16 protein-coding genes are annotated in these 18,118 nt (G+C 58.6%); 15 read left to right on the top strand and 1 reads right to left on the bottom strand.

Features of this window, described 5'->3' with window-relative positions; translation table 11 throughout:
• Positions 1 to 186 (bottom strand): hypothetical protein (locus QMX84_RS22625; RefSeq protein ID WP_282364828.1); only part of this gene is annotated, 186 nt, incomplete at its 3' end.
• Between QMX84_RS22625 and QMX84_RS22620 the strand changes: the two genes are divergently transcribed.
• The 15 genes from QMX84_RS22620 to nuoN all read left to right on the top strand — a co-directional run bounded on the left by QMX84_RS22620 (position 185) and on the right by nuoN (position 17,988).
• The gene (locus QMX84_RS22620) at positions 185 to 928 is read left to right on the top strand and encodes a secretin N-terminal domain-containing protein (protein ID WP_262123892.1); all 744 of its coding nucleotides are present in this window, start codon (positions 185 to 187) and stop codon (positions 926 to 928) included. The two genes, QMX84_RS22625 and QMX84_RS22620, sit on opposite strands and share 2 nt — an antisense overlap.
• A gap of 233 nt (positions 929 to 1,161) precedes the next feature.
• Positions 1,162 to 2,487, top strand: a complete 1,326-nt coding sequence (gene aceA / locus QMX84_RS22615; protein WP_262123891.1) for an isocitrate lyase — start codon at positions 1,162 to 1,164, stop codon at positions 2,485 to 2,487.
• Between the two features lie 557 nt (positions 2,488 to 3,044).
• Positions 3,045 to 3,458 (top strand): NADH-quinone oxidoreductase subunit A, encoded by a 414-nt coding sequence (locus QMX84_RS22610; RefSeq protein WP_003446990.1) that lies wholly within the window; start codon positions 3,045 to 3,047, stop codon positions 3,456 to 3,458.
• Positions 3,459 to 3,468: 10 nt separating this feature from the next.
• Entirely contained in the window at positions 3,469 to 4,143 is a 675-nt protein-coding gene (locus QMX84_RS22605) for an NADH-quinone oxidoreductase subunit B (RefSeq protein WP_048368550.1), read from the top strand.
• Between the two features lie 74 nt (positions 4,144 to 4,217).
• Positions 4,218 to 6,002, top strand: coding sequence for an NADH-quinone oxidoreductase subunit C/D (gene nuoC / locus QMX84_RS22600; protein WP_262123890.1), 1,785 nt, complete (start codon positions 4,218 to 4,220; stop codon positions 6,000 to 6,002).
• Positions 6,003 to 6,004: 2 nt separating this feature from the next.
• Entirely contained in the window at positions 6,005 to 6,502 is a 498-nt protein-coding gene (nuoE, locus tag QMX84_RS22595) for an NADH-quinone oxidoreductase subunit NuoE (protein ID WP_048368551.1), read from the top strand.
• Positions 6,499 to 7,854: an NADH-quinone oxidoreductase subunit NuoF gene (nuoF, locus tag QMX84_RS22590; protein ID WP_262123888.1), complete on the top strand. Its 1,356-nt coding sequence runs from the start codon at positions 6,499 to 6,501 to the stop codon at positions 7,852 to 7,854. The genes nuoE and nuoF overlap by 4 nt, the downstream gene beginning before the upstream one ends.
• Before the next feature lie 133 nt (positions 7,855 to 7,987).
• Entirely contained in the window at positions 7,988 to 10,702 is a 2,715-nt protein-coding gene (gene nuoG, locus QMX84_RS22585) for an NADH-quinone oxidoreductase subunit NuoG (protein WP_048368553.1), read from the top strand.
• Positions 10,699 to 11,706 carry an NADH-quinone oxidoreductase subunit NuoH gene (gene nuoH / locus QMX84_RS22580; RefSeq protein ID WP_048368554.1) on the top strand — a complete coding sequence of 336 codons (1,008 nt, stop codon included), beginning with the start codon at positions 10,699 to 10,701 and terminating at the stop codon, positions 11,704 to 11,706. The genes nuoG and nuoH overlap by 4 nt, the downstream gene beginning before the upstream one ends.
• Before the next feature lie 12 nt (positions 11,707 to 11,718).
• Complete coding sequence (gene nuoI, locus QMX84_RS22575) at positions 11,719 to 12,267, top strand: NADH-quinone oxidoreductase subunit NuoI (protein ID WP_016780194.1); 549 nt, start codon at positions 11,719 to 11,721, stop codon at positions 12,265 to 12,267.
• Positions 12,268 to 12,276: 9 nt separating this feature from the next.
• On the top strand, positions 12,277 to 12,780 hold the full coding sequence (gene nuoJ, locus QMX84_RS22570; RefSeq protein WP_048368555.1) for an NADH-quinone oxidoreductase subunit J: 504 nt from the start codon (positions 12,277 to 12,279) through the stop codon (positions 12,778 to 12,780).
• Position 12,781: 1 nt separating this feature from the next.
• Entirely contained in the window at positions 12,782 to 13,090 is a 309-nt protein-coding gene (nuoK, locus tag QMX84_RS22565) for an NADH-quinone oxidoreductase subunit NuoK (RefSeq protein ID WP_003446970.1), read from the top strand.
• The gene (nuoL, locus tag QMX84_RS22560) at positions 13,087 to 14,940 is read left to right on the top strand and encodes an NADH-quinone oxidoreductase subunit L (RefSeq protein ID WP_048368556.1); all 1,854 of its coding nucleotides are present in this window, start codon (positions 13,087 to 13,089) and stop codon (positions 14,938 to 14,940) included. Before nuoK ends, nuoL begins: the two co-directional genes overlap by 4 nt.
• Positions 14,941 to 14,978: 38 nt before the next feature.
• Positions 14,979 to 16,511, top strand: a complete 1,533-nt coding sequence (gene nuoM, locus QMX84_RS22555; protein WP_262123886.1) for an NADH-quinone oxidoreductase subunit M — start codon at positions 14,979 to 14,981, stop codon at positions 16,509 to 16,511.
• 7 nt (positions 16,512 to 16,518) lie between these two features.
• Complete coding sequence (nuoN, locus tag QMX84_RS22550) at positions 16,519 to 17,988, top strand: NADH-quinone oxidoreductase subunit NuoN (protein WP_262123885.1); 1,470 nt, start codon at positions 16,519 to 16,521, stop codon at positions 17,986 to 17,988.
• Positions 17,989 to 18,118: the final 130 nt, after the last annotated feature.

Genomic DNA, 18,118 nt, shown 5'->3' with positions numbered 1-18,118 from the left:
TGGGAGCGGGCTTGCTCGCGATACGGATAACGCTGCTTTGCAGAAAGAATGAGTCGTCTGCATCGCGAGCAAGCCCGCTCCCACATGCGTGACAACAAAACGCCCTGCCATCTTCGGATCGCAGGGCGTTTTGCTATCTGCCACACTCCGCAGATACTTTTTACGTATTGCGGAGATAACGGACATGTCCCTACGCCCCTTCATCGCCAGCCTGCTCATGGTCTTCAGCATGAGCGCACTGGCCGATACCAAAGTCATTACCTTACAAAACCGCACAAGCGCCGATCTACTGCCGATTGCGCAGAACTTTATCGGTAAAAACGGGAAAGTCAGCGCCTATGGCAACCAACTGATTGTCGAAGCAGCCCCCTCGAAAATTCAAAACCTGGAAAACCTGCTGGCGCAACTCGACACACCCGCCAAGCGCTTGTTAATTAGCGTCGATACCCGCGACAACAGCCTGCCCGAATCCAGTTCAGACACCCGCGTGATCAGCACCGCCAGCCGTGAAGGCGGCATTCAGCAAATCGAGGCCACTGAAGGTGTCCCCGCACAAATTCAGATCGGCCAGAGCGTGCCCCTCACCAGCACCCAGACAGACGCCTATGGCCGACTGCTCACTCAGACCGAATACCGCGATGTCACCCAAGGATTTTTCGTCACCGCCACCGTCACAGGTGAAACGGTACACCTCGCGATTAGTACGCACCTGGACACCATGAGTCAGGAACGCCCCGATGTAGTGAACATGCAAAATGCCAACACACAGATCAGCGGACCCCTCGGCCAGTGGATCATCGTGGCAGGCAGCAGCAACCAGAGCCAGACCGAAAATAACGCTACAACCCTTACCTACTCTACTCAAGGGCGCAACGACATGACGGTACGGGTCAAAGTCAACACTCTCGACCAAAGGACCCAAAACTGACTGATGGGTCGTATTAGACTAAATATGTAGTGCTGCAAAAAAAGCACTACAAAGTGTTTGACGACACAAAAATGCAAAGGCATGATGGCCCCGCTCCCGCCAATCAGAGCCCCGGAAAAGGGCCCTGGATGCCTCTTGGCGAGCAGCCATTCACGCACTTACACAAACAAAATTGCTGTGTGCTGGTGGAGCAAAATTTTTCAACCCAGACCTATGCGACGAGGTTTATCTCCATGGCACTGACACGCGAACAGCAAATTGCAGCCCTTGAAAAAGACTGGGCCGAAAACCCACGCTGGAAAGGCGTGAAACGCGATTATTCCGCTGCTGACGTGGTCCGCCTGCGTGGTTCGGTTCAACCCGAGCACACCTTTGCAAAATTGGGCGCTGACAAGCTGTGGAAACTGGTGACACAGGGCGCACACCCGTCCTTCCGTCCTGAGAAAGATTTCGTCAACTGCATGGGCGCCCTGACCGGGGGCCAGGCAGTTCAACAGGTTAAAGCCGGCATCCAGGCTATCTACCTGTCGGGTTGGCAAGTGGCAGCAGACAACAACTCTGCTGAATCCATGTACCCCGATCAGTCGCTGTACCCGGTGGACTCCGTACCAACCGTGGTCAAGCGCATCAACAACTCGTTCCGTCGTGCCGACCAGATCCAGTGGAAAGCCGGCAAGAACCCGGGTGACGCAGGCTACATCGACTACTTCGCTCCTATCGTGGCGGACGCTGAAGCCGGTTTCGGCGGCGTACTGAACGCTTACGAGCTGATGAAGAACATGATCGAAGCAGGCGCCGCCGGCGTTCACTTCGAAGACCAACTGGCCTCGGTAAAAAAATGCGGCCACATGGGCGGCAAAGTACTGGTACCTACCCAGGAAGCCGTACAAAAGCTGACTGCAGCGCGTCTGGCTGCTGACGTGGCAGGTACACCGACCATTATCCTGGCCCGTACCGACGCTAACGCCGCTGACCTGCTGACGTCTGACTGCGATCCGTACGACCAGCCATTCGTAACGGGCGAGCGCACCAAAGAAGGCTTCTACAAAGTCCGTGCAGGCCTGGACCAAGCCATCGCCCGCGGCCTGGCCTACGCTCCTTACGCTGATCTGATCTGGTGTGAAACCGCCAAACCGGACCTGGAAGAAGCACGCCGCTTTGCCGAAGCGATCAAAAAGGAATACCCGGACCAACTGCTGTCGTATAACTGCTCGCCTTCCTTCAACTGGAAGAAAAACCTGGACGACGCGACCATCGCCAAGTTCCAGCGCGAGCTGTCGGCCATGGGCTACAAGCACCAGTTCATCACCCTGGCCGGCATTCACAACATGTGGCACAGCATGTTCAACCTGGCGCACGACTACGCCCGCAACGACATGACCGCCTACGTGAAACTGCAAGAGCAGGAATTCGCTGACGCAGAAAAAGGCTACACCTTCGTGGCGCACCAACAAGAAGTGGGCACCGGCTACTTCGACGACATGACCACCGTTATTCAAGGTGGCTCTTCATCGGTAACCGCCCTGACCGGCTCGACCGAAGAAGAACAGTTCCACTGATAGCTGCTCCTCAGTGATTGGCGCCCCGACTGGTTCGGGGCGTTTTTTTGTGTGCCCGAACAACCCTGTAGGAGGGAGCTTGTCTCGCGATCCTTTGATCTTTTAAAGATCACAAGGCAAGCTCGCCCCTACAGAGGGGTGAGCATTCACGAAAACCCTGACCCAGATCCATAAACTGAAACGTGAAGCAGGTTACAAAGCCAAGTTCAAAACTTGCCAAGTGCGTCTATATAAGCCAAGTTCAATGGATTAACCGTACTGCGTCACAACATCGCAGCACTTAAACGATATTAATTATCATTTAGAGTTGCTTTTGTTGATTACCTGCGCCGTAAAACATAATCCTTGAAACACGCTGTAATCCACGGAACACAAGGCCTGCACAGACTTTAAGGAGTGCTATACCACTAAAGGATTGAATTAATTCATCTTAGAAAATTTACTTGCTGGGTGTTTAGCCATAAAATCCCGGCAATCAATAGCGCTGCGACATATCGTCACTGCTTTATTACCTTTTTAAGCTCAGAGACCTTTGCTCTCTGTTAAGGATTTCCAGCATGCCCGAAGCGACAGGACTCATAGCCCACAACTGGGGCTTTGCCATTTTCCTTCTCGGCGTTGTCGGCCTCTGCGCCTTCATGCTCGGCGTCTCCAGCCTCCTTGGGTCAAAAGCCTGGGGCCGCAGCAAAAACGAACCGTTCGAGTCCGGCATGCTGCCTACCGGTGGCGCCCGCTTGCGGCTCTCTGCAAAATTCTATCTGGTCGCGATGCTGTTCGTGATCTTCGATATCGAAGCCCTCTTTCTCTTTGCATGGTCTGTGTCTGTTCGCGAAAGCGGCTGGACCGGATTCGTCGAAGCTCTCGTTTTCATAGCAATTCTGTTGGCAGGCCTTGTCTACCTATTTCGGGTGGGTGCTCTTGATTGGGCACCGGAAGCTCGTCGTAAGCGGCAGGCCAAGCTGAAACAATGAGGCTTTGGCAATGCAATACGAACTCACCAGGATCGACCCGGATGCTCCTAACGAGCAATACCCGATCGGCAATCGGGAAACCGTTGCCGATCCGTTAGAAGATCAAGTCCACAAAAACATTTTCATGGGCAAGCTGGAAGACGTGCTGAACGGCACGGTCAACTGGGGGCGTAAAAACTCCTTGTGGCCGTACAACTTCGGCCTGTCGTGCTGCTACGTGGAAATGACCACCGCCTTCACGGCGCCCCACGACATCGCACGCTTTGGCGCCGAAGTGATCCGGGCATCGCCGCGTCAGGCGGATTTCATGGTTATTGCCGGTACCTGCTTCATCAAGATGGCGCCGATCATTCAGCGTCTCTATGAGCAAATGCTTGAGCCTAAGTGGGTTATCTCCATGGGTTCTTGCGCCAACTCCGGTGGCATGTACGACATCTACTCCGTGGTTCAAGGGGTCGACAAGTTCCTGCCCGTGGACGTTTACGTGCCAGGCTGCCCACCCCGCCCAGAGGCTTTTCTGCAAGGCTTGATGCTCTTGCAAGAGTCGATTGGCCAGGAGCGTCGCCCACTTTCCTGGGTTGTCGGCGAACAAGGCGTGTACCGCGCCGAGATGCCGTCCCAAAAGGAACAGCGCCGCGAACAGCGTATTCAGGTCACTAACCTGCGCAGCCCCGACGAAGTCTGATCCAGCGCCGCTTCTATAAATAGAACGAAACACTGGCTTCATTCTTTACGTTGAACGAAAGCGATAAAAAAACCATGACTACAGGCTCCGCTCTGTACATCCCGCCTTACAAGGCTGACGACCAGGATGTGGTTGTCGAACTCAATACCCGTTTTGGCCCTGAAGCGTTCACCGCACAGGCCACACGCACCGGCATGCCGGTGCTTTGGGTTACCCGCGCAAAACTGGTTGAAGTACTGACCTTCCTGCGCAACCTGCCAAAACCTTACGTCATGCTCTATGACTTGCACGGTGTGGACGAACGTCTGCGTACCAAGCGTCAGGGCTTGCCATCGGGTGCAGACTTCACGGTCTTCTACCACCTGATGTCGCTTGAGCGTAATAGTGACGTAATGCTTAAGGTTGCCTTGTCCGAGAGCGACCTCAGCCTGCCGACCATCACCGGTATCTGGCCAAACGCCAACTGGTATGAGCGTGAAGTCTGGGACATGTTCGGTATCGACTTCAAAGGCCACCCGCACCTGTCGCGCATCATGATGCCGCCGACCTGGGAAGGTCACCCGCTGCGCAAGGACTTCCCGGCGCGTGCGACCGAGTTTGATCCGTACAGCCTGACCCTGGCCAAGGTACAGCTGGAAGAAGAAGCCGCGCGCTTCCGTCCTGAAGACTGGGGCATGAAGCGGTCCGGCGAAAACGAGGACTACATGTTCCTCAACCTGGGCCCGAACCACCCTTCGGCTCACGGTGCCTTCCGCATCATTCTGCAACTGGACGGCGAAGAGATCGTCGACTGCGTGCCAGACATTGGCTACCACCACCGTGGTGCCGAGAAAATGGCCGAGCGCCAGTCCTGGCACAGTTTCATCCCGTACACCGACCGTATCGACTACCTCGGCGGCGTGATGAACAACCTGCCGTACGTGCTCTCGGTCGAGAAGCTCGCCGGGATCAAGGTGCCGGACCGGGTCGACACCATCCGCATCATGATGGCCGAGTTCTTCCGTATCACCAGCCACCTGCTGTTCCTGGGTACCTACATCCAGGACGTGGGCGCCATGACCCCGGTGTTCTTTACCTTCACCGACCGTCAGCGCGCTTACAAAGTGATCGAAGCCATCACCGGTTTCCGTCTGCACCCGGCCTGGTATCGCATCGGTGGCGTTGCCCACGACCTGCCAAATGGCTGGGAACGTCTGGTCAAGGAATTCGTCGAGTGGATGCCCAAGCGTCTGGACGAATACCAAAAAGCCGCATTGGACAACAGCATTCTGCGTGGCCGTACCATCGGCGTCGCCCAGTACAACACCAAAGAGGCCCTGGAATGGGGCGTCACCGGTGCTGGCCTGCGGTCCACCGGTTGCGACTTCGACGTACGTAAAGCGCGTCCGTACTCCGGCTACGAGAACTTCGAATTCGAAGTCCCGCTGGCAGCCAATGGCGATGCCTACGACCGCTGCATCGTGCGCGTCGAAGAAATGCGCCAGAGCCTGAAAATCATCGAGCAGTGCATGCGCAACATGCCAGCCGGCCCGTACAAGGCGGATCACCCGCTGACCACGCCGCCGCCTAAAGAGCGCACGCTGCAGCACATCGAGACCTTGATCACGCACTTCCTGCAAGTTTCGTGGGGCCCGGTCATGCCGGCCAACGAATCCTTCCAGATGATCGAAGCGACCAAGGGCATCAACAGTTACTACCTGACGAGCGATGGCGGCACCATGAGCTACCGCACCCGGATTCGCACCCCAAGCTTCGCCCATTTGCAGCAGATCCCTTCGGTGATCAAAGGCGAAATGGTCGCGGACTTGATTGCGTACCTGGGGAGTATCGATTTCGTTATGGCCGACGTGGACCGCTAAGCATGAACAGCACGCTTATCCAGACAGACCGTTTCGCCCTGAGCGAAACCGAGCGCTCGGCCATCGAGCACGAGATGCATCACTACGAAGATCCACGCGCAGCGTCGATCGAAGCCCTGAAGATCGTTCAGAAGGAACGCGGCTGGGTGCCGGATGGCGCGGTCTACGCCATCGGCGAACTGCTCGGCATTCCAGCCAGCGACGTTGAAGGCGTAGCGACGTTCTATAGCCAGATCTTCCGTCAGCCGGTGGGCCGCCACATCATTCGCGTGTGCGACAGCATGGTGTGCTACATCGGTGGCCACGAGTCCGTGGTTGGCGAAATCCAGAGCAAGCTGGGCATCGGCCTGGGCCAGACCACTCCGGACGGCCGCTTCACGCTGCTGCCGGTGTGCTGCCTGGGCAACTGCGACAAGGCGCCGGCGTTGATGATCGACGACGACACATTCGGTGACGTGCAGCCTGCTGGCGTCGCTACGTTGTTGGAGGGCTACCCATGACCCTGACTTCTTTCGGCCCTGCCAACCGCATTGCGCGTTCGGCAGAAACCCACCCGCTGACCTGGCGCCTGCGTGACGACGGCGAGCCTGTATGGCTCGACGAGTACCAGGCCAAAGACGGCTACGCGGCGGCGCGCAAGGCGTTCGCGGACATGGCGCAGGACGATATCGTCCAGACCGTGAAAGACGCGGGCCTCAAGGGTCGTGGTGGTGCGGGCTTCCCCACGGGCGTGAAGTGGGGGCTGATGCCTAAAGACGAATCCATGAACATCCGTTACCTGCTGTGTAACGCCGATGAAATGGAACCCAACACCTGGAAAGACCGCATGCTGATGGAGCAACTGCCCCATCTGCTGATCGAAGGCATGCTGATCAGTGCTCGCGCGCTTAAAACCTACCGTGGCTACATCTTCCTGCGCGGTGAATACACCACCGCCGCCGTGCACCTGCGTCGTGCGGTCGAAGAAGCCAAGGCAGCCGGCCTGCTGGGCAAGAACATCCTCGGTTCGGGCTTTGACTTCGAACTGTTCGTGCACACCGGCGCAGGGCGTTACATCTGCGGCGAAGAAACCGCACTGATCAACTCCCTCGAAGGCCGTCGCGCCAACCCGCGTTCCAAGCCGCCCTTCCCGGCCGCTGTGGGCGTATGGGGCAAGCCGACCTGCGTGAACAACGTAGAAACCCTGTGCAACGTACCGGCCATTATTGGCAACGGCGTTGACTGGTACAAATCCCTCGCCCGCGAAGGCAGCGAAGACCACGGCACCAAGCTGATGGGCTTCTCCGGCAAAGTGAAGAACCCTGGCCTGTGGGAACTGCCGTTCGGCATCACCGCACGCGAGCTGTTCGAAGACTACGCCGGTGGCATGCGCGACGGCTTCAAGCTCAAGTGCTGGCAGCCAGGCGGCGCCGGTACCGGCTTCCTGCTGCCAGAGCACCTGGACGCACAAATGTACGCCGGCGGCATCGGCAAAGTCGGTACCCGTATGGGTACGGGCCTGGCGATGGCGGTCGACGACAGCGTCAACATGGTCTCCCTGCTGCGCAACATGGAACAGTTCTTTGCCCGTGAATCGTGCGGTTTCTGCACCCCTTGCCGTGATGGTTTGCCATGGAGCGTCAAGCTCTTGATGGCCCTCGAGAAAGGCGAAGGTCAGCCCGGCGATATCGAGACCCTGCTGGGTCTGGTCGGTTTCCTCGGCCCAGGCAAAACCTTCTGTGCTCACGCACCGGGCGCCGTGGAGCCATTGGGCAGCGCGATCAAGTACTTCCGTCCAGAGTTCGAAGCCGGTATTGCGCAAGCAAAACCTGGCGCCGTACCGCTGGCTCGCCCGATTGTAATCGGCGCGTAACGCTTTGACTGAGGGTGGTCCGTACCACCCTTTGATCGTTCGATGACGCCGTAAAGGCTGTGTTGATTCGAACGCATAACAAGATTCCATTAGCCACGCCCGCTGACACCGGGCCAACGAAGAACTTTGAACCATGGCCACTATCCACGTAGACGGCAAAGAGCTCGAAGTCGATGGGGCAGACAACCTGTTACAGGCCTGTTTGTCGCTAGGACTCGATATTCCGTATTTCTGCTGGCACCCTGCCCTGGGCAGCGTCGGCGCCTGCCGCCAGTGCGCAGTCAAGCAGTACACCGACGAGAACGACACCCGTGGTCGTATCGTCATGTCCTGCATGACCCCGGCCACTGACGGAAGCTGGATTTCCATCGAAGACGAAGAAGCGAAAGTGTTTCGCGCCAGCGTCGTCGAATGGCTGATGACCAACCACCCGCACGACTGCCCTGTGTGCGAAGAAGGCGGTCACTGCCACCTGCAAGACATGACCGTGATGACCGGCCACAACGAGCGCCGTTATCGCTTCACCAAGCGCACCCACCAGAACCAGGAACTCGGCCCGTTCATCGCTCACGAGATGAACCGCTGCATCGCCTGCTATCGCTGCGTGCGCTACTACAAAGACTACGCAGGCGGTACCGACCTGGGTGTGTTCGGCGCTCACGACAACGTGTACTTCGGTCGCGTTGAAGACGGCGTGCTTGAAAGCGAGTTCTCCGGCAACCTTACCGAGGTCTGCCCGACCGGTGTGTTCACCGACAAGACTCACTCCGAGCGCTACAACCGTAAGTGGGACATGCAATTCGCGCCAAGCATCTGCCACGGTTGCTCCAGCGGCTGCAACATCAGCCCGGGCGAACGTTATGGCGAGCTGCGCCGCATCGAAAACCGTTTCAACGGTTCGGTGAACCAGTACTTCCTGTGTGACCGTGGCCGTTTCGGCTATGGCTACGTCAACCGCACCGACCGCCCACGTCAGCCGCTGCTGGCCGACGGCACCAAGCTGGGCCTGGACGCGGCGCTGGACAAAGCGGCCGAACTGCTGCGCGGTCGCAACATCGTCGGCATCGGTTCGCCACGTGCCAGCCTCGAAAGCAACTACGCGTTGCTTGAACTGGTCGGCGCCGAGCACTTCTACTCCGGCATCGAAGCCGCTGAGCTGGAGCGCATCCGTCTGGTGCTGCAAGTCTTGAAAGACAGCCCGTTGCCTGTGCCTAACCTGCGCGAGATCGAAGATCACGACGCCGTGTTCGTACTGGGTGAAGACCTGACCCAGACCGCCGCCCGTATGGCGCTGTCGCTGCGTCAATCGGTCAAGGGCAAAGCTGAAGACATGGCCGACGCCATGCGCGTTCAGCCTTGGCTCGACGCTGCGGTGAAAAACATCGGCCAGCACGCGCTGAACCCGCTGTTTATCGCCAGCCTGGCTGAAACCAAGCTCGATGACGTGGCTGAAGAGTGTGTACACGCCGCCCCGGAAGACCTGGCGCGCATCGGTTTCGCCGTGGCTCACGCCATCGACGCCAGTGCTCCGGCCGTACCGGGCCTGGACGCCGAAGCCCTTGAGCTGGCCCAGCGCATCGCTGATGCCCTGCTCGCGGCCAAACGCCCACTGATCGTAGCCGGTACTTCGCTGGGCTCCAAGGCCCTGATCGAAGCCGCAGGCAACATCGCCAAGGCCCTGCACCTGCGTGAGAAAGCCGGCTCCATCAGCTTGGTAGTGCCAGAGGCCAACAGCCTCGGCCTGGCCATGCTCGGCGGTGATTCGGTTGATGCGGCGCTGCAAGCCGTTATCGACGGCAAAGCCGATGCCATCGTGGTGCTGGAAAACGACCTGTTCACCCGTGTTGACGCGATCAAGGTCAATGCGGCACTGGACGCTGCCAAAGTCGTCATCGTTGCCGATCATCAAAAGACCGCGACCACAGACCGCGCTGACCTGGTTCTGCCAGCGGCCAGCTTCGCCGAAGGCGACGGTACCCTGGTCAGCCAGGAAGGCCGCGCCCAGCGCTTCTTCCAGGTCTACGAGCCGCGATACCTGGATTCGAGCATTTTGATCCACGAAGGCTGGCGCTGGCTGCATGCCCTGCGCAGCACCCTGCTAAACAAGCCGGTTGACTGGACTCTGCTCGACCACGTGACTCAAGCCACTGCTGCCAGCACCCCGGAGCTGGCCCAGATCGTTGATGCTGCGCCGTCCGCTGCGTTCCGTATCAAAGGTTTGAAACTGGCCCGTGAACCGCTACGTTACAGCGGCCGCACGGCCATGCGCGCCAACATCAGCGTGCACGAGCCACGTATTCCACAAGACCCGGACACCGCGTTCGCGTTCTCGATGGAAGGTTACTCGGGCTCGGTAGAACCGCGTAAACAAGTGCCATTCGCCTGGTCGCCGGGCTGGAACTCGCCACAAGCGTGGAACAAGTTCCAGGACGAAGTCGGTGGTCACATCCGCGCTGGCGACCCGGGCACCCGCCTGATCGAAAGCAAAGGTGATGCACTGAGCTGGTCTGCCAACATTCCGGGCGCGTTCAACCCGGCACGTGGCACCTGGCAAGTGGTGCCGTTCTATCACCTGCTGGGCAGCGAAGAGAATTCTTCGAAAGCCGCGCCAGTGCAAGAGCGTATCCCTGCTGCTTACGTGGCCCTGGCCAAGTCCGAAGCCGACCGTCTGGGTGTCAACGACGGCGCGCTGCTGAGCTTGAACGTGGCCGGCCTGACCCTGCGTCTGCCGCTGCGTATCAACGAAGAGCTGGGTGCAGGTCTGGTGGCATTGCCAGCCGGTCTGCCTGGTATTCCGCCGGCTATCTTTGGCCTTACCGTTGACGGTTTGCAGGAGGCAGCCCAATGAGCTGGTTTACGCCTGAAGTGATCGACGTGATCATCACGGTGGTGCAGGCCATCGTGATCCTGCTCGCCGTGGTGGTGTGCGGCGCGCTGCTGAGCTGGGTCGAGCGTCGTTTGCTCGCCCTCTGGCAAGACCGTTACGGTCCGAACCGCGTAGGCCCGTTCGGCGCGTTTCAGATCGCTGCCGACATGATCAAGATGTTCTTCAAGGAAGACTGGACCCCTCCGTTTGCCGACAAGATGATCTTCACCCTGGCACCGGTTGTGGCCATGAGCGCCTTGCTCATCGCCTTTGCGATTATCCCGATCACCCCGACCTGGGGCGTGGCGGATCTGAACATCGGTATCCTGTTCTTCTTCGCCATGGCCGGTCTGTCGGTGTACGCGGTGTTGTTCGCTGGCTGGTCCAGTAATAACAAGTTCGCCCTGCTCGGCAGCTTGCGTGCTTCGGCACAAACCGTGTCGTACGAAGTGTTCATGGGCCTGTCGCTGATGGGCATCGTGGTGCAGGTTGGTTCGTTCAACATGCGCGACATCGTTGAATACCAAGCGCAGAACCTGTGGTTCATCATTCCGCAGATCTTCGGTTTCCTGACCTTCTTCATCGCTGGCGTCGCTGTGACTCACCGTCACCCCTTCGACCAGCCAGAAGCAGAACAGGAACTGGCCGATGGTTACCACATTGAATACGCCGGCATGAAATGGGGCATGTTCTTCGTGGGTGAGTACATCGGGATCGTGTTGATCTCGGCGTTGCTGGTGACTTTGTTCTTCGGTGGCTGGCACGGGCCTTTCGGCATCCTGCCGCAGATCCCGTTTATCTGGTTCGCCCTGAAGACCGCGTTTTTCATCATGATCTTCATCCTGCTGCGCGCTTCTATTCCGCGTCCACGGTATGACCAAGTGATGGATTTCAGCTGGAAGTTCTGCCTGCCGCTGACCCTGATCAATTTGCTGGTAACCGCTGCAATCGTGTTGATGAACACGCCTGCAGTCGCGGTTCAGTGAGGATAGAGACCCATGTTCAAGTACCTGTTTGACATCGTGCATGGCACCTACACCCAGCTTCGCAGCTTGGTGATGGTGTTTGGCCATGCCTTCCGCAAGCGTGACACGCTGCAATACCCGGAAGAACCGGTCTATCTGCCACCGCGTTACCGTGGCCGAATCGTCCTGACCCGCGACCCGGACGGCGAAGAGCGTTGTGTAGCCTGTAACCTGTGCGCCGTAGCGTGCCCGGTGGGCTGCATCTCGCTGCAAAAAGCCGAAACCGAAGATGGCCGCTGGTACCCGGAGTTCTTCCGCATCAACTTCTCACGCTGCATTTTCTGCGGTCTGTGTGAGGAAGCCTGCCCGACCACCGCGATCCAGCTGACACCGGATTTCGAAATGGCCGAGTTCAAACGTCAGGATCTGGTCTACGAGAAGGAAGATCTGCTGATCTCCGGCCCGGGCAAGAACCCTGATTACAACTTCTATCGTGTTGCGGGTATGGCCGTAGAAGGCAAGCCGAAAGGCGCTGCCCAGAACGAAGCCGAGCCGATCAACGTGAAGAGCTTGCTGCCTTAAGGAAGAACGATGGAATTCGCTTTCTATTTCGCATCGGGTGTCGCTGTCGTGTCCACGCTACGCGTGATCACCAACACCAACCCTGTGCACGCCCTGCTCTACCTGATTATTTCGCTGATTGCCGTGGCGATGACCTTTTTCAGCCTCGGCGCACCGTTTGCCGGTGTGCTCGAAGTGATCGCCTACGCCGGTGCCATCATGGTGCTGTTTGTGTTCGTGGTGATGATGCTCAACCAGGGCCCGGCCTCGGTGACGCAAGAACGCCACTGGCTCAAGCCCGGCATATGGGTTGGCCCGAGCATTCTGTCGGCCTTGCTGCTGGCTGAACTGCTGTATGTGCTGTTCGCTCACCAGAGCGGCGCGGCTATCGGTCAAACCACCATTGATGCAAAAGCCGTGGGCATCAGCCTGTTCGGCCCGTATCTGCTGGTGGTCGAACTCGCCTCGATGCTGCTGCTGGCTGCAGCGGTGACGGCGTTCCACTTGGGCCGCACTGAGGCGAAGGAGCAATAAGATGCCTGGAATACCTTTGGAACACGGGCTTGCGGTAGCAGGCGTACTGTTCTGCCTCGGTCTGGTTGGACTGATGGTTCGCCGTAACATTCTCTTCGTATTGATGAGTCTGGAAATCATGATGAACGCCGCTGCACTGGCGTTCATTGTTGCCGGTGCACGTTGGGCGCAGCCGGATGGACAAGTGATGTTCATCCTGGTGATCACCCTGGCAGCTGCCGAGGCCAGTATTGGCCTGGCGATCTTGCTGCAACTGTATCGCCGCTTCCACACGCTTGATATCGATGCTGCCAGTGAGATGCGCGGATGAACCTTCTCTTTCTGACTTTCGTATTCCCCCTGATCGGCTTTTTGCTGCTGTCGTTCTCCCGTGGACGCTTCAGCGAAAACCTCTCGGCACTGATCGGCGTCGGTTCCATTGGCCTGTCGGCCATTGTTGCCGCGTACGTGATCTGGCAATTCAACGTTGCGCCACCCGAAGGCGGCCACTACAGCCAAGTGCTGTGGCAGTGGATGTCGGTAGGCGACTTCAAGCCTAGCTTCACCCTGTACCTCGACGGCCTGGCAGTGACCATGCTCGGCGTCGTTGTCGGCGTGGGCTTCCTGATCCACGTGTTTGCCTCCTGGTACATGCGCGGTGAAGACGGCTACTCGCGCTTCTTCTCCTACACCAACCTGTTTATCGCCAGCATGCTGTTCCTGATCCTGGCCGATAACCTGTTGTTCGTGTACTTCGGTTGGGAAGGCGTGGGCCTGTGCTCTTACCTGTTGATCGGTTTCTACTACAGCAACCGCAACAACGGTAACGCCGCACTCAAAGCCTTTATCGTGACCCGTATCGGTGACGTGTTCCTGGCCATCGGCCTGTTCATCCTGTTCCAACAGTTGGGCACGCTGAACATTCAGGAACTGCTGGTGCTGGCGCCGCAGAAATTCCAGGCCGGTGACTTCTGGATCGTTCTGGCGACCCTGATGCTGCTGGGTGGTGCGGTCGGTAAATCGGCACAACTGCCCCTGCAAACCTGGTTGGCAGACGCGATGGCGGGCCCGACACCGGTTTCGGCACTGATCCACGCCGCAACCATGGTAACCGCCGGTGTTTACCTGATCGCGCGGACCCACGGTCTGTTCACCCTGGCCCCTGAAGTGCTGCACCTGGTCGGTATCGTCGGCGGTGTGACACTGGTGCTGGCAGGTTTCGCAGCGCTGGTTCAAACCGACATCAAACGTATCCTCGCCTATTCGACCATGAGCCAGATCGGCTACATGTTCCTGGCGCTGGGCGTTGGCGCCTGGGACGGGGCTATTTTCCACCTGATGACCCACGCCTTCTTCAAGGCCCTGCTGTTCCTTGCATCGGGTGCGGTGATTGTTGCCTGCCACCACGAACAGAACATCTTCAAGATGGGCGGCCTGTGGAAAAAACTGCCACTGGCTTACGCCAGCTTCATCGTCGGCGGCGCGGCCTTGTCGGCCTTGCCATTGCTGACAGCAGGCTTCTACTCCAAGGACGAAATTCTTTGGGAAGCCTTCGCCAGCGGTCACAGCGGTCTGCTGTATGCCGGTCTGGCGGGTGCGTTCATGACCTCGCTGTACACCTTCCGTCTGATCTTCGTCACCTTCCACGGTGAAGCCAAGACTGAAGCCCACGCAGGCCATGGCGTTACCTACTGGCTGCCACTGAGCATCCTGATCGTGCTGTCGACCTTCATCGGCGCCCTGATCACGCCTCCGTTGGCTGGCGTACTGCCACAAAGCGTTGGCCATGCAGGCGGCGAAGCCAAGCACAGCCTGGAAATCGCCTCGGGTGCTATCGCCCTGGCCGGTATCCTGCTCGCGGCACTGCTGTACCTGGGCAAACGTCGTTTCGTTACCGCTGTTGCCAATAGCGGCATCGGTCGCTTCCTCTCGGCCTGGTGGTTCGCTGCCTGGGGCTTCGACTGGCTGTACGACAAACTGTTCGTCAAACCGTACCTGTTGATCTGCCGCGTGCTGCGCAAAGATCCGCTGGACCAGACCATTGGTTTGATCCCGCAGATGGCCAAGGCCGGGCATAACGCCCTGAGCCGCAGCGAAACCGGTCAACTGCGTTGGTACGCTGCTTCCATGGCCGCCGGTGCTGTACTGGTCATGGGCGCCATCGTACTGGTAGCGGTCTGATATGAACCTTCGACATTGCGAAAGGAATTGAGCCCGTCATGATTCTGCCTTGGCTAATCCTGATCCCCTTTATCGGCGGCCTGCTGTGCTGGCTGGGTGAGCGCTTCGGCCCTACCCTGCCACGCTGGATTGCGTTGCTGACCATGTCCCTCGAACTTGCCCTTGGCCTTTGGCTGTGGGCGCACGGGGACTACCATCTGGCACCGAACCCGGGCGCTGCCCCGGCGTGGGCGCTTGAGTTCCAGCACACCTGGATCGAGCGCTTCGGCATCAGCGTGCACCTGGCGCTGGACGGCCTGTCGCTGCTGATGATCCTGCTGACCGGCCTGTTGGGCGTGTTGTCGGTACTGTGTTCCTGGAAAGAAATTCAGCGTCACGTGGGCTTCTTCCACCTGAACCTGATGTGGATCCTGGGCGGCGTGGTGGGCGTGTTCCTCGCCATCGACCTGTTCATGTTCTTCTTCTTCTGGGAAATGATGCTGGTGCCGATGTACTTCCTCATCGCGCTCTGGGGTCACAGCTCGTCCGACGGCAAAAAAACCCGTATCTACGCCGCGACCAAGTTCTTCATCTTCACTCAGGCTTCCGGCCTGATCATGTTGGTGGCGATCCTGGGTCTGGTGTTGGTCAACTACAACGACACTGGCGTGCTGACCTTCAGCTATGCCGAGTTGCTAAAGACCAAGATGTCGCTCACCACCGAGTACATCCTGATGCTGGGCTTCTTCATTGCCTTTGCCGTGAAGCTGCCGGTGGTACCGTTCCACTCCTGGCTGCCTGATGCTCACGCTCAGGCACCTACTGCAGGTTCAGTCGACCTGGCCGGTATCCTGCTGAAAACTGCGGCCTATGGTCTGCTGCGTTTCGCCTTGCCGCTGTTCCCGAATGCTTCAGCCGAGTTTGCGCCGATCGCCATGACCCTGGGTCTGATCGGGATTTTCTACGGTGCTTTCCTGGCCTTCGCCCAAACCGACATCAAGCGTCTGATCGCCTTCTCCAGCGTTTCGCACATGGGCTTCGTCCTGATCGGTATCTACTCCGGTAGCTTGCTGGCCTTGCAAGGTGCGGTGATCCAGATGCTGGCGCACGGTGTTTCGGCAGCGGCGCTGTTTATCCTCAGCGGCCAACTGTACGAACGCCTGCACACCCGTGACATGCGTGAAATGGGCGGCTTGTGGTCGAAAATTGCTTACCTGCCGGCCATCAGCCTGTTCTTCGCCGCAGCGTCGCTGGGCTTGCCGGGTACCGGCAACTTCGTCGGTGAGTTCCTGATTCTGATGGGCTCGTTCGCCAGTTTCCCTTGGGTCACGGCGATTGCAACAACCGGTCTGGTGTTTGGTTCGGTCTACTCGCTGATCATGATTCACCGCGCCTACTTCGGCCCGTCCAAGTCTGACGCGGTACTGGCCGGCATGGATGCACGTGAACTGATCATGGTGCTCGGTCTGGCGGTTCTGCTGATTTTCATCGGCGTGTACCCGCAACCGTTCCTCGATACCTCTGCTGCGACCATGCATGGCGTGCAGCAATGGCTCGGCACCGCCTTCACTCAACTCGCTTCGGCCCGGTAAGAGCGCTATGGAATTCACGATCCAACACTTTATCGCGCTTGCTCCACTGCTGATTACCAGCCTCACCGTTGTGGTGGTGATGCTGGCAATCGCGTGGCGCCGCAACCACTCACAGACCTTCCTGCTTTCGGTGGCGGGTCTTAACCTGGCACTGCTGTCGATTTTCCCGGCATTAAAAGTGGCACCGCTGGCTGTCACCCCGCTGTTGATGATGGACAACTTTGCCTATCTGTACACCGGGCTGATCCTGGTCTCGACCCTAGCCTGCGTCACCCTCGCCCATGCTTACCTGGGCGAAGGCGGCACCGGCTACCCGGGCAACCGCGAAGAGCTTTACCTGCTGATCCTGCTGGCTGCGGCTGGCGGTATAGTGCTGGTGAGCGCGCAACACCTGGCGGGCTTGTTCATCGGCCTGGAGTTGCTCTCGGTTCCGGTCTACGGCCTGGTGGCTTACGCCTTCTTCAACAAGCGTTCGCTGGAAGCCGGTATCAAGTACATGGTGCTGTCGGCTGCAGGTTCTGCGTTCCTGCTGTTCGGTATGGCCCTGCTGTACGCCGAAGCCGGTAGCCTGAGCTTCAACGGTATCGGCCACGCCCTGGCATCGACTGGCGCGCCAAGCGCCATCGCACAGCTGGGTCTGGGCATGATGCTGGTGGGTCTGGCCTTTAAACTGTCGCTGGTACCGTTCCACCTCTGGACCCCAGACGTGTACGAAGGTGCTCCGGCGCCTGTGGCGGCTTTCCTGGCCACCGCTTCGAAAGTTGCCGTGTTTGCCGTCATCGTGCGTTTGTTCCAGATCTCCCCGGCCGCCACTACCGGTGTGATGAGCGACGTACTGACCGTGATCGCGATTGCTTCGATCCTGTTCGGTAACCTGCTGGCCCTGACCCAAAACAACCTCAAGCGTCTGCTGGGTTTCTCGTCCATCGCCCACTTTGGCTACCTGCTGATCGCCCTGATTGCGAGCAAAGGCATGGCCGTTGAAGCGATCGGCGTGTACCTGATCACCTACGTGCTCACCAGCCTCGGTGCGTTCGGCGTCATTACCATGATGTCGTCGCCGTACAAAGGCCGTGACGCAGACGCACTGTACGAGTACCGCGGCCTGTTCTGGCGCCGTCCTTACATGACCGCCGTACTGACCGTGATGATGCTGTCCTTGGCCGGTATCCCGCTGACCGCTGGCTTTATCGGCAAGTTCTACATCATTGCGACCGGCGTTGAAGCTCACCAATGGTGGCTGGTCGGTTCCCTGATCCTGGGTAGCGCCATTGGCGTGTTCTACTACCTGCGCGTGATGGTGACCCTGTACCTGGTCGAGCCAAAACTGCATCGCCACGATGCTCCGCTGAACTGGGAGCAGAAAGCAGGTGGCGTGATGCTGCTGGCGGTTTCGATTCTGGTATTCGTACTGGGTGTGTACCCACAACCGATGCTGGAACTGGTACAACACGCAACGCTGTACCTGCACGGTTAAGCGTTAAACGGTTGTCCCGATACCCCGTGAAGGCCCGGCCTTCACGGGGTATTTTTTTGATCCTGCCAGCCCCTGTAGGAGCGAGCTTGCCTCGCGATCTTTTAAAGATCAAAAGATCGCGAGGCAAGCT

It is taken from the genome of Pseudomonas sp. PS01297, assembly GCF_029959305.1.
Classification (GTDB): domain Bacteria; phylum Pseudomonadota; class Gammaproteobacteria; order Pseudomonadales; family Pseudomonadaceae; genus Aquipseudomonas; species Aquipseudomonas helleri.
This window is presented reverse-complemented; position numbering and strand designations above follow the sequence as displayed.

Excerpts from the sequence above, each read along its gene's own strand:
- QMX84_RS22620 (WP_262123892.1), top strand. The coding sequence starts at position 185 with ATGTCCCTACGCCCCTTCATCGCCAGCCTGCTCATGGTCTTCAGCATG.
- aceA (WP_262123891.1), top strand. The coding sequence starts at position 1,162 with ATGGCACTGACACGCGAACAGCAAATTGCAGCCCTTGAAAAAGACTGG.
- QMX84_RS22610 (WP_003446990.1), top strand. The coding sequence starts at position 3,045 with ATGCCCGAAGCGACAGGACTCATAGCCCACAACTGGGGCTTTGCCATT.
- QMX84_RS22605 (WP_048368550.1), top strand. The coding sequence starts at position 3,469 with ATGCAATACGAACTCACCAGGATCGACCCGGATGCTCCTAACGAGCAA.
- nuoC (WP_262123890.1), top strand. The coding sequence starts at position 4,218 with ATGACTACAGGCTCCGCTCTGTACATCCCGCCTTACAAGGCTGACGAC.
- nuoE (WP_048368551.1), top strand. The coding sequence starts at position 6,005 with ATGAACAGCACGCTTATCCAGACAGACCGTTTCGCCCTGAGCGAAACC.
- nuoF (WP_262123888.1), top strand. The coding sequence starts at position 6,499 with ATGACCCTGACTTCTTTCGGCCCTGCCAACCGCATTGCGCGTTCGGCA.
- nuoG (WP_048368553.1), top strand. The coding sequence starts at position 7,988 with ATGGCCACTATCCACGTAGACGGCAAAGAGCTCGAAGTCGATGGGGCA.
- nuoH (WP_048368554.1), top strand. The coding sequence starts at position 10,699 with ATGAGCTGGTTTACGCCTGAAGTGATCGACGTGATCATCACGGTGGTG.
- nuoI (WP_016780194.1), top strand. The coding sequence starts at position 11,719 with ATGTTCAAGTACCTGTTTGACATCGTGCATGGCACCTACACCCAGCTT.
- nuoJ (WP_048368555.1), top strand. The coding sequence starts at position 12,277 with ATGGAATTCGCTTTCTATTTCGCATCGGGTGTCGCTGTCGTGTCCACG.
- nuoK (WP_003446970.1), top strand. The coding sequence starts at position 12,782 with ATGCCTGGAATACCTTTGGAACACGGGCTTGCGGTAGCAGGCGTACTG.
- nuoL (WP_048368556.1), top strand. The coding sequence starts at position 13,087 with ATGAACCTTCTCTTTCTGACTTTCGTATTCCCCCTGATCGGCTTTTTG.
- nuoM (WP_262123886.1), top strand. The coding sequence starts at position 14,979 with ATGATTCTGCCTTGGCTAATCCTGATCCCCTTTATCGGCGGCCTGCTG.
- nuoN (WP_262123885.1), top strand. The coding sequence starts at position 16,519 with ATGGAATTCACGATCCAACACTTTATCGCGCTTGCTCCACTGCTGATT.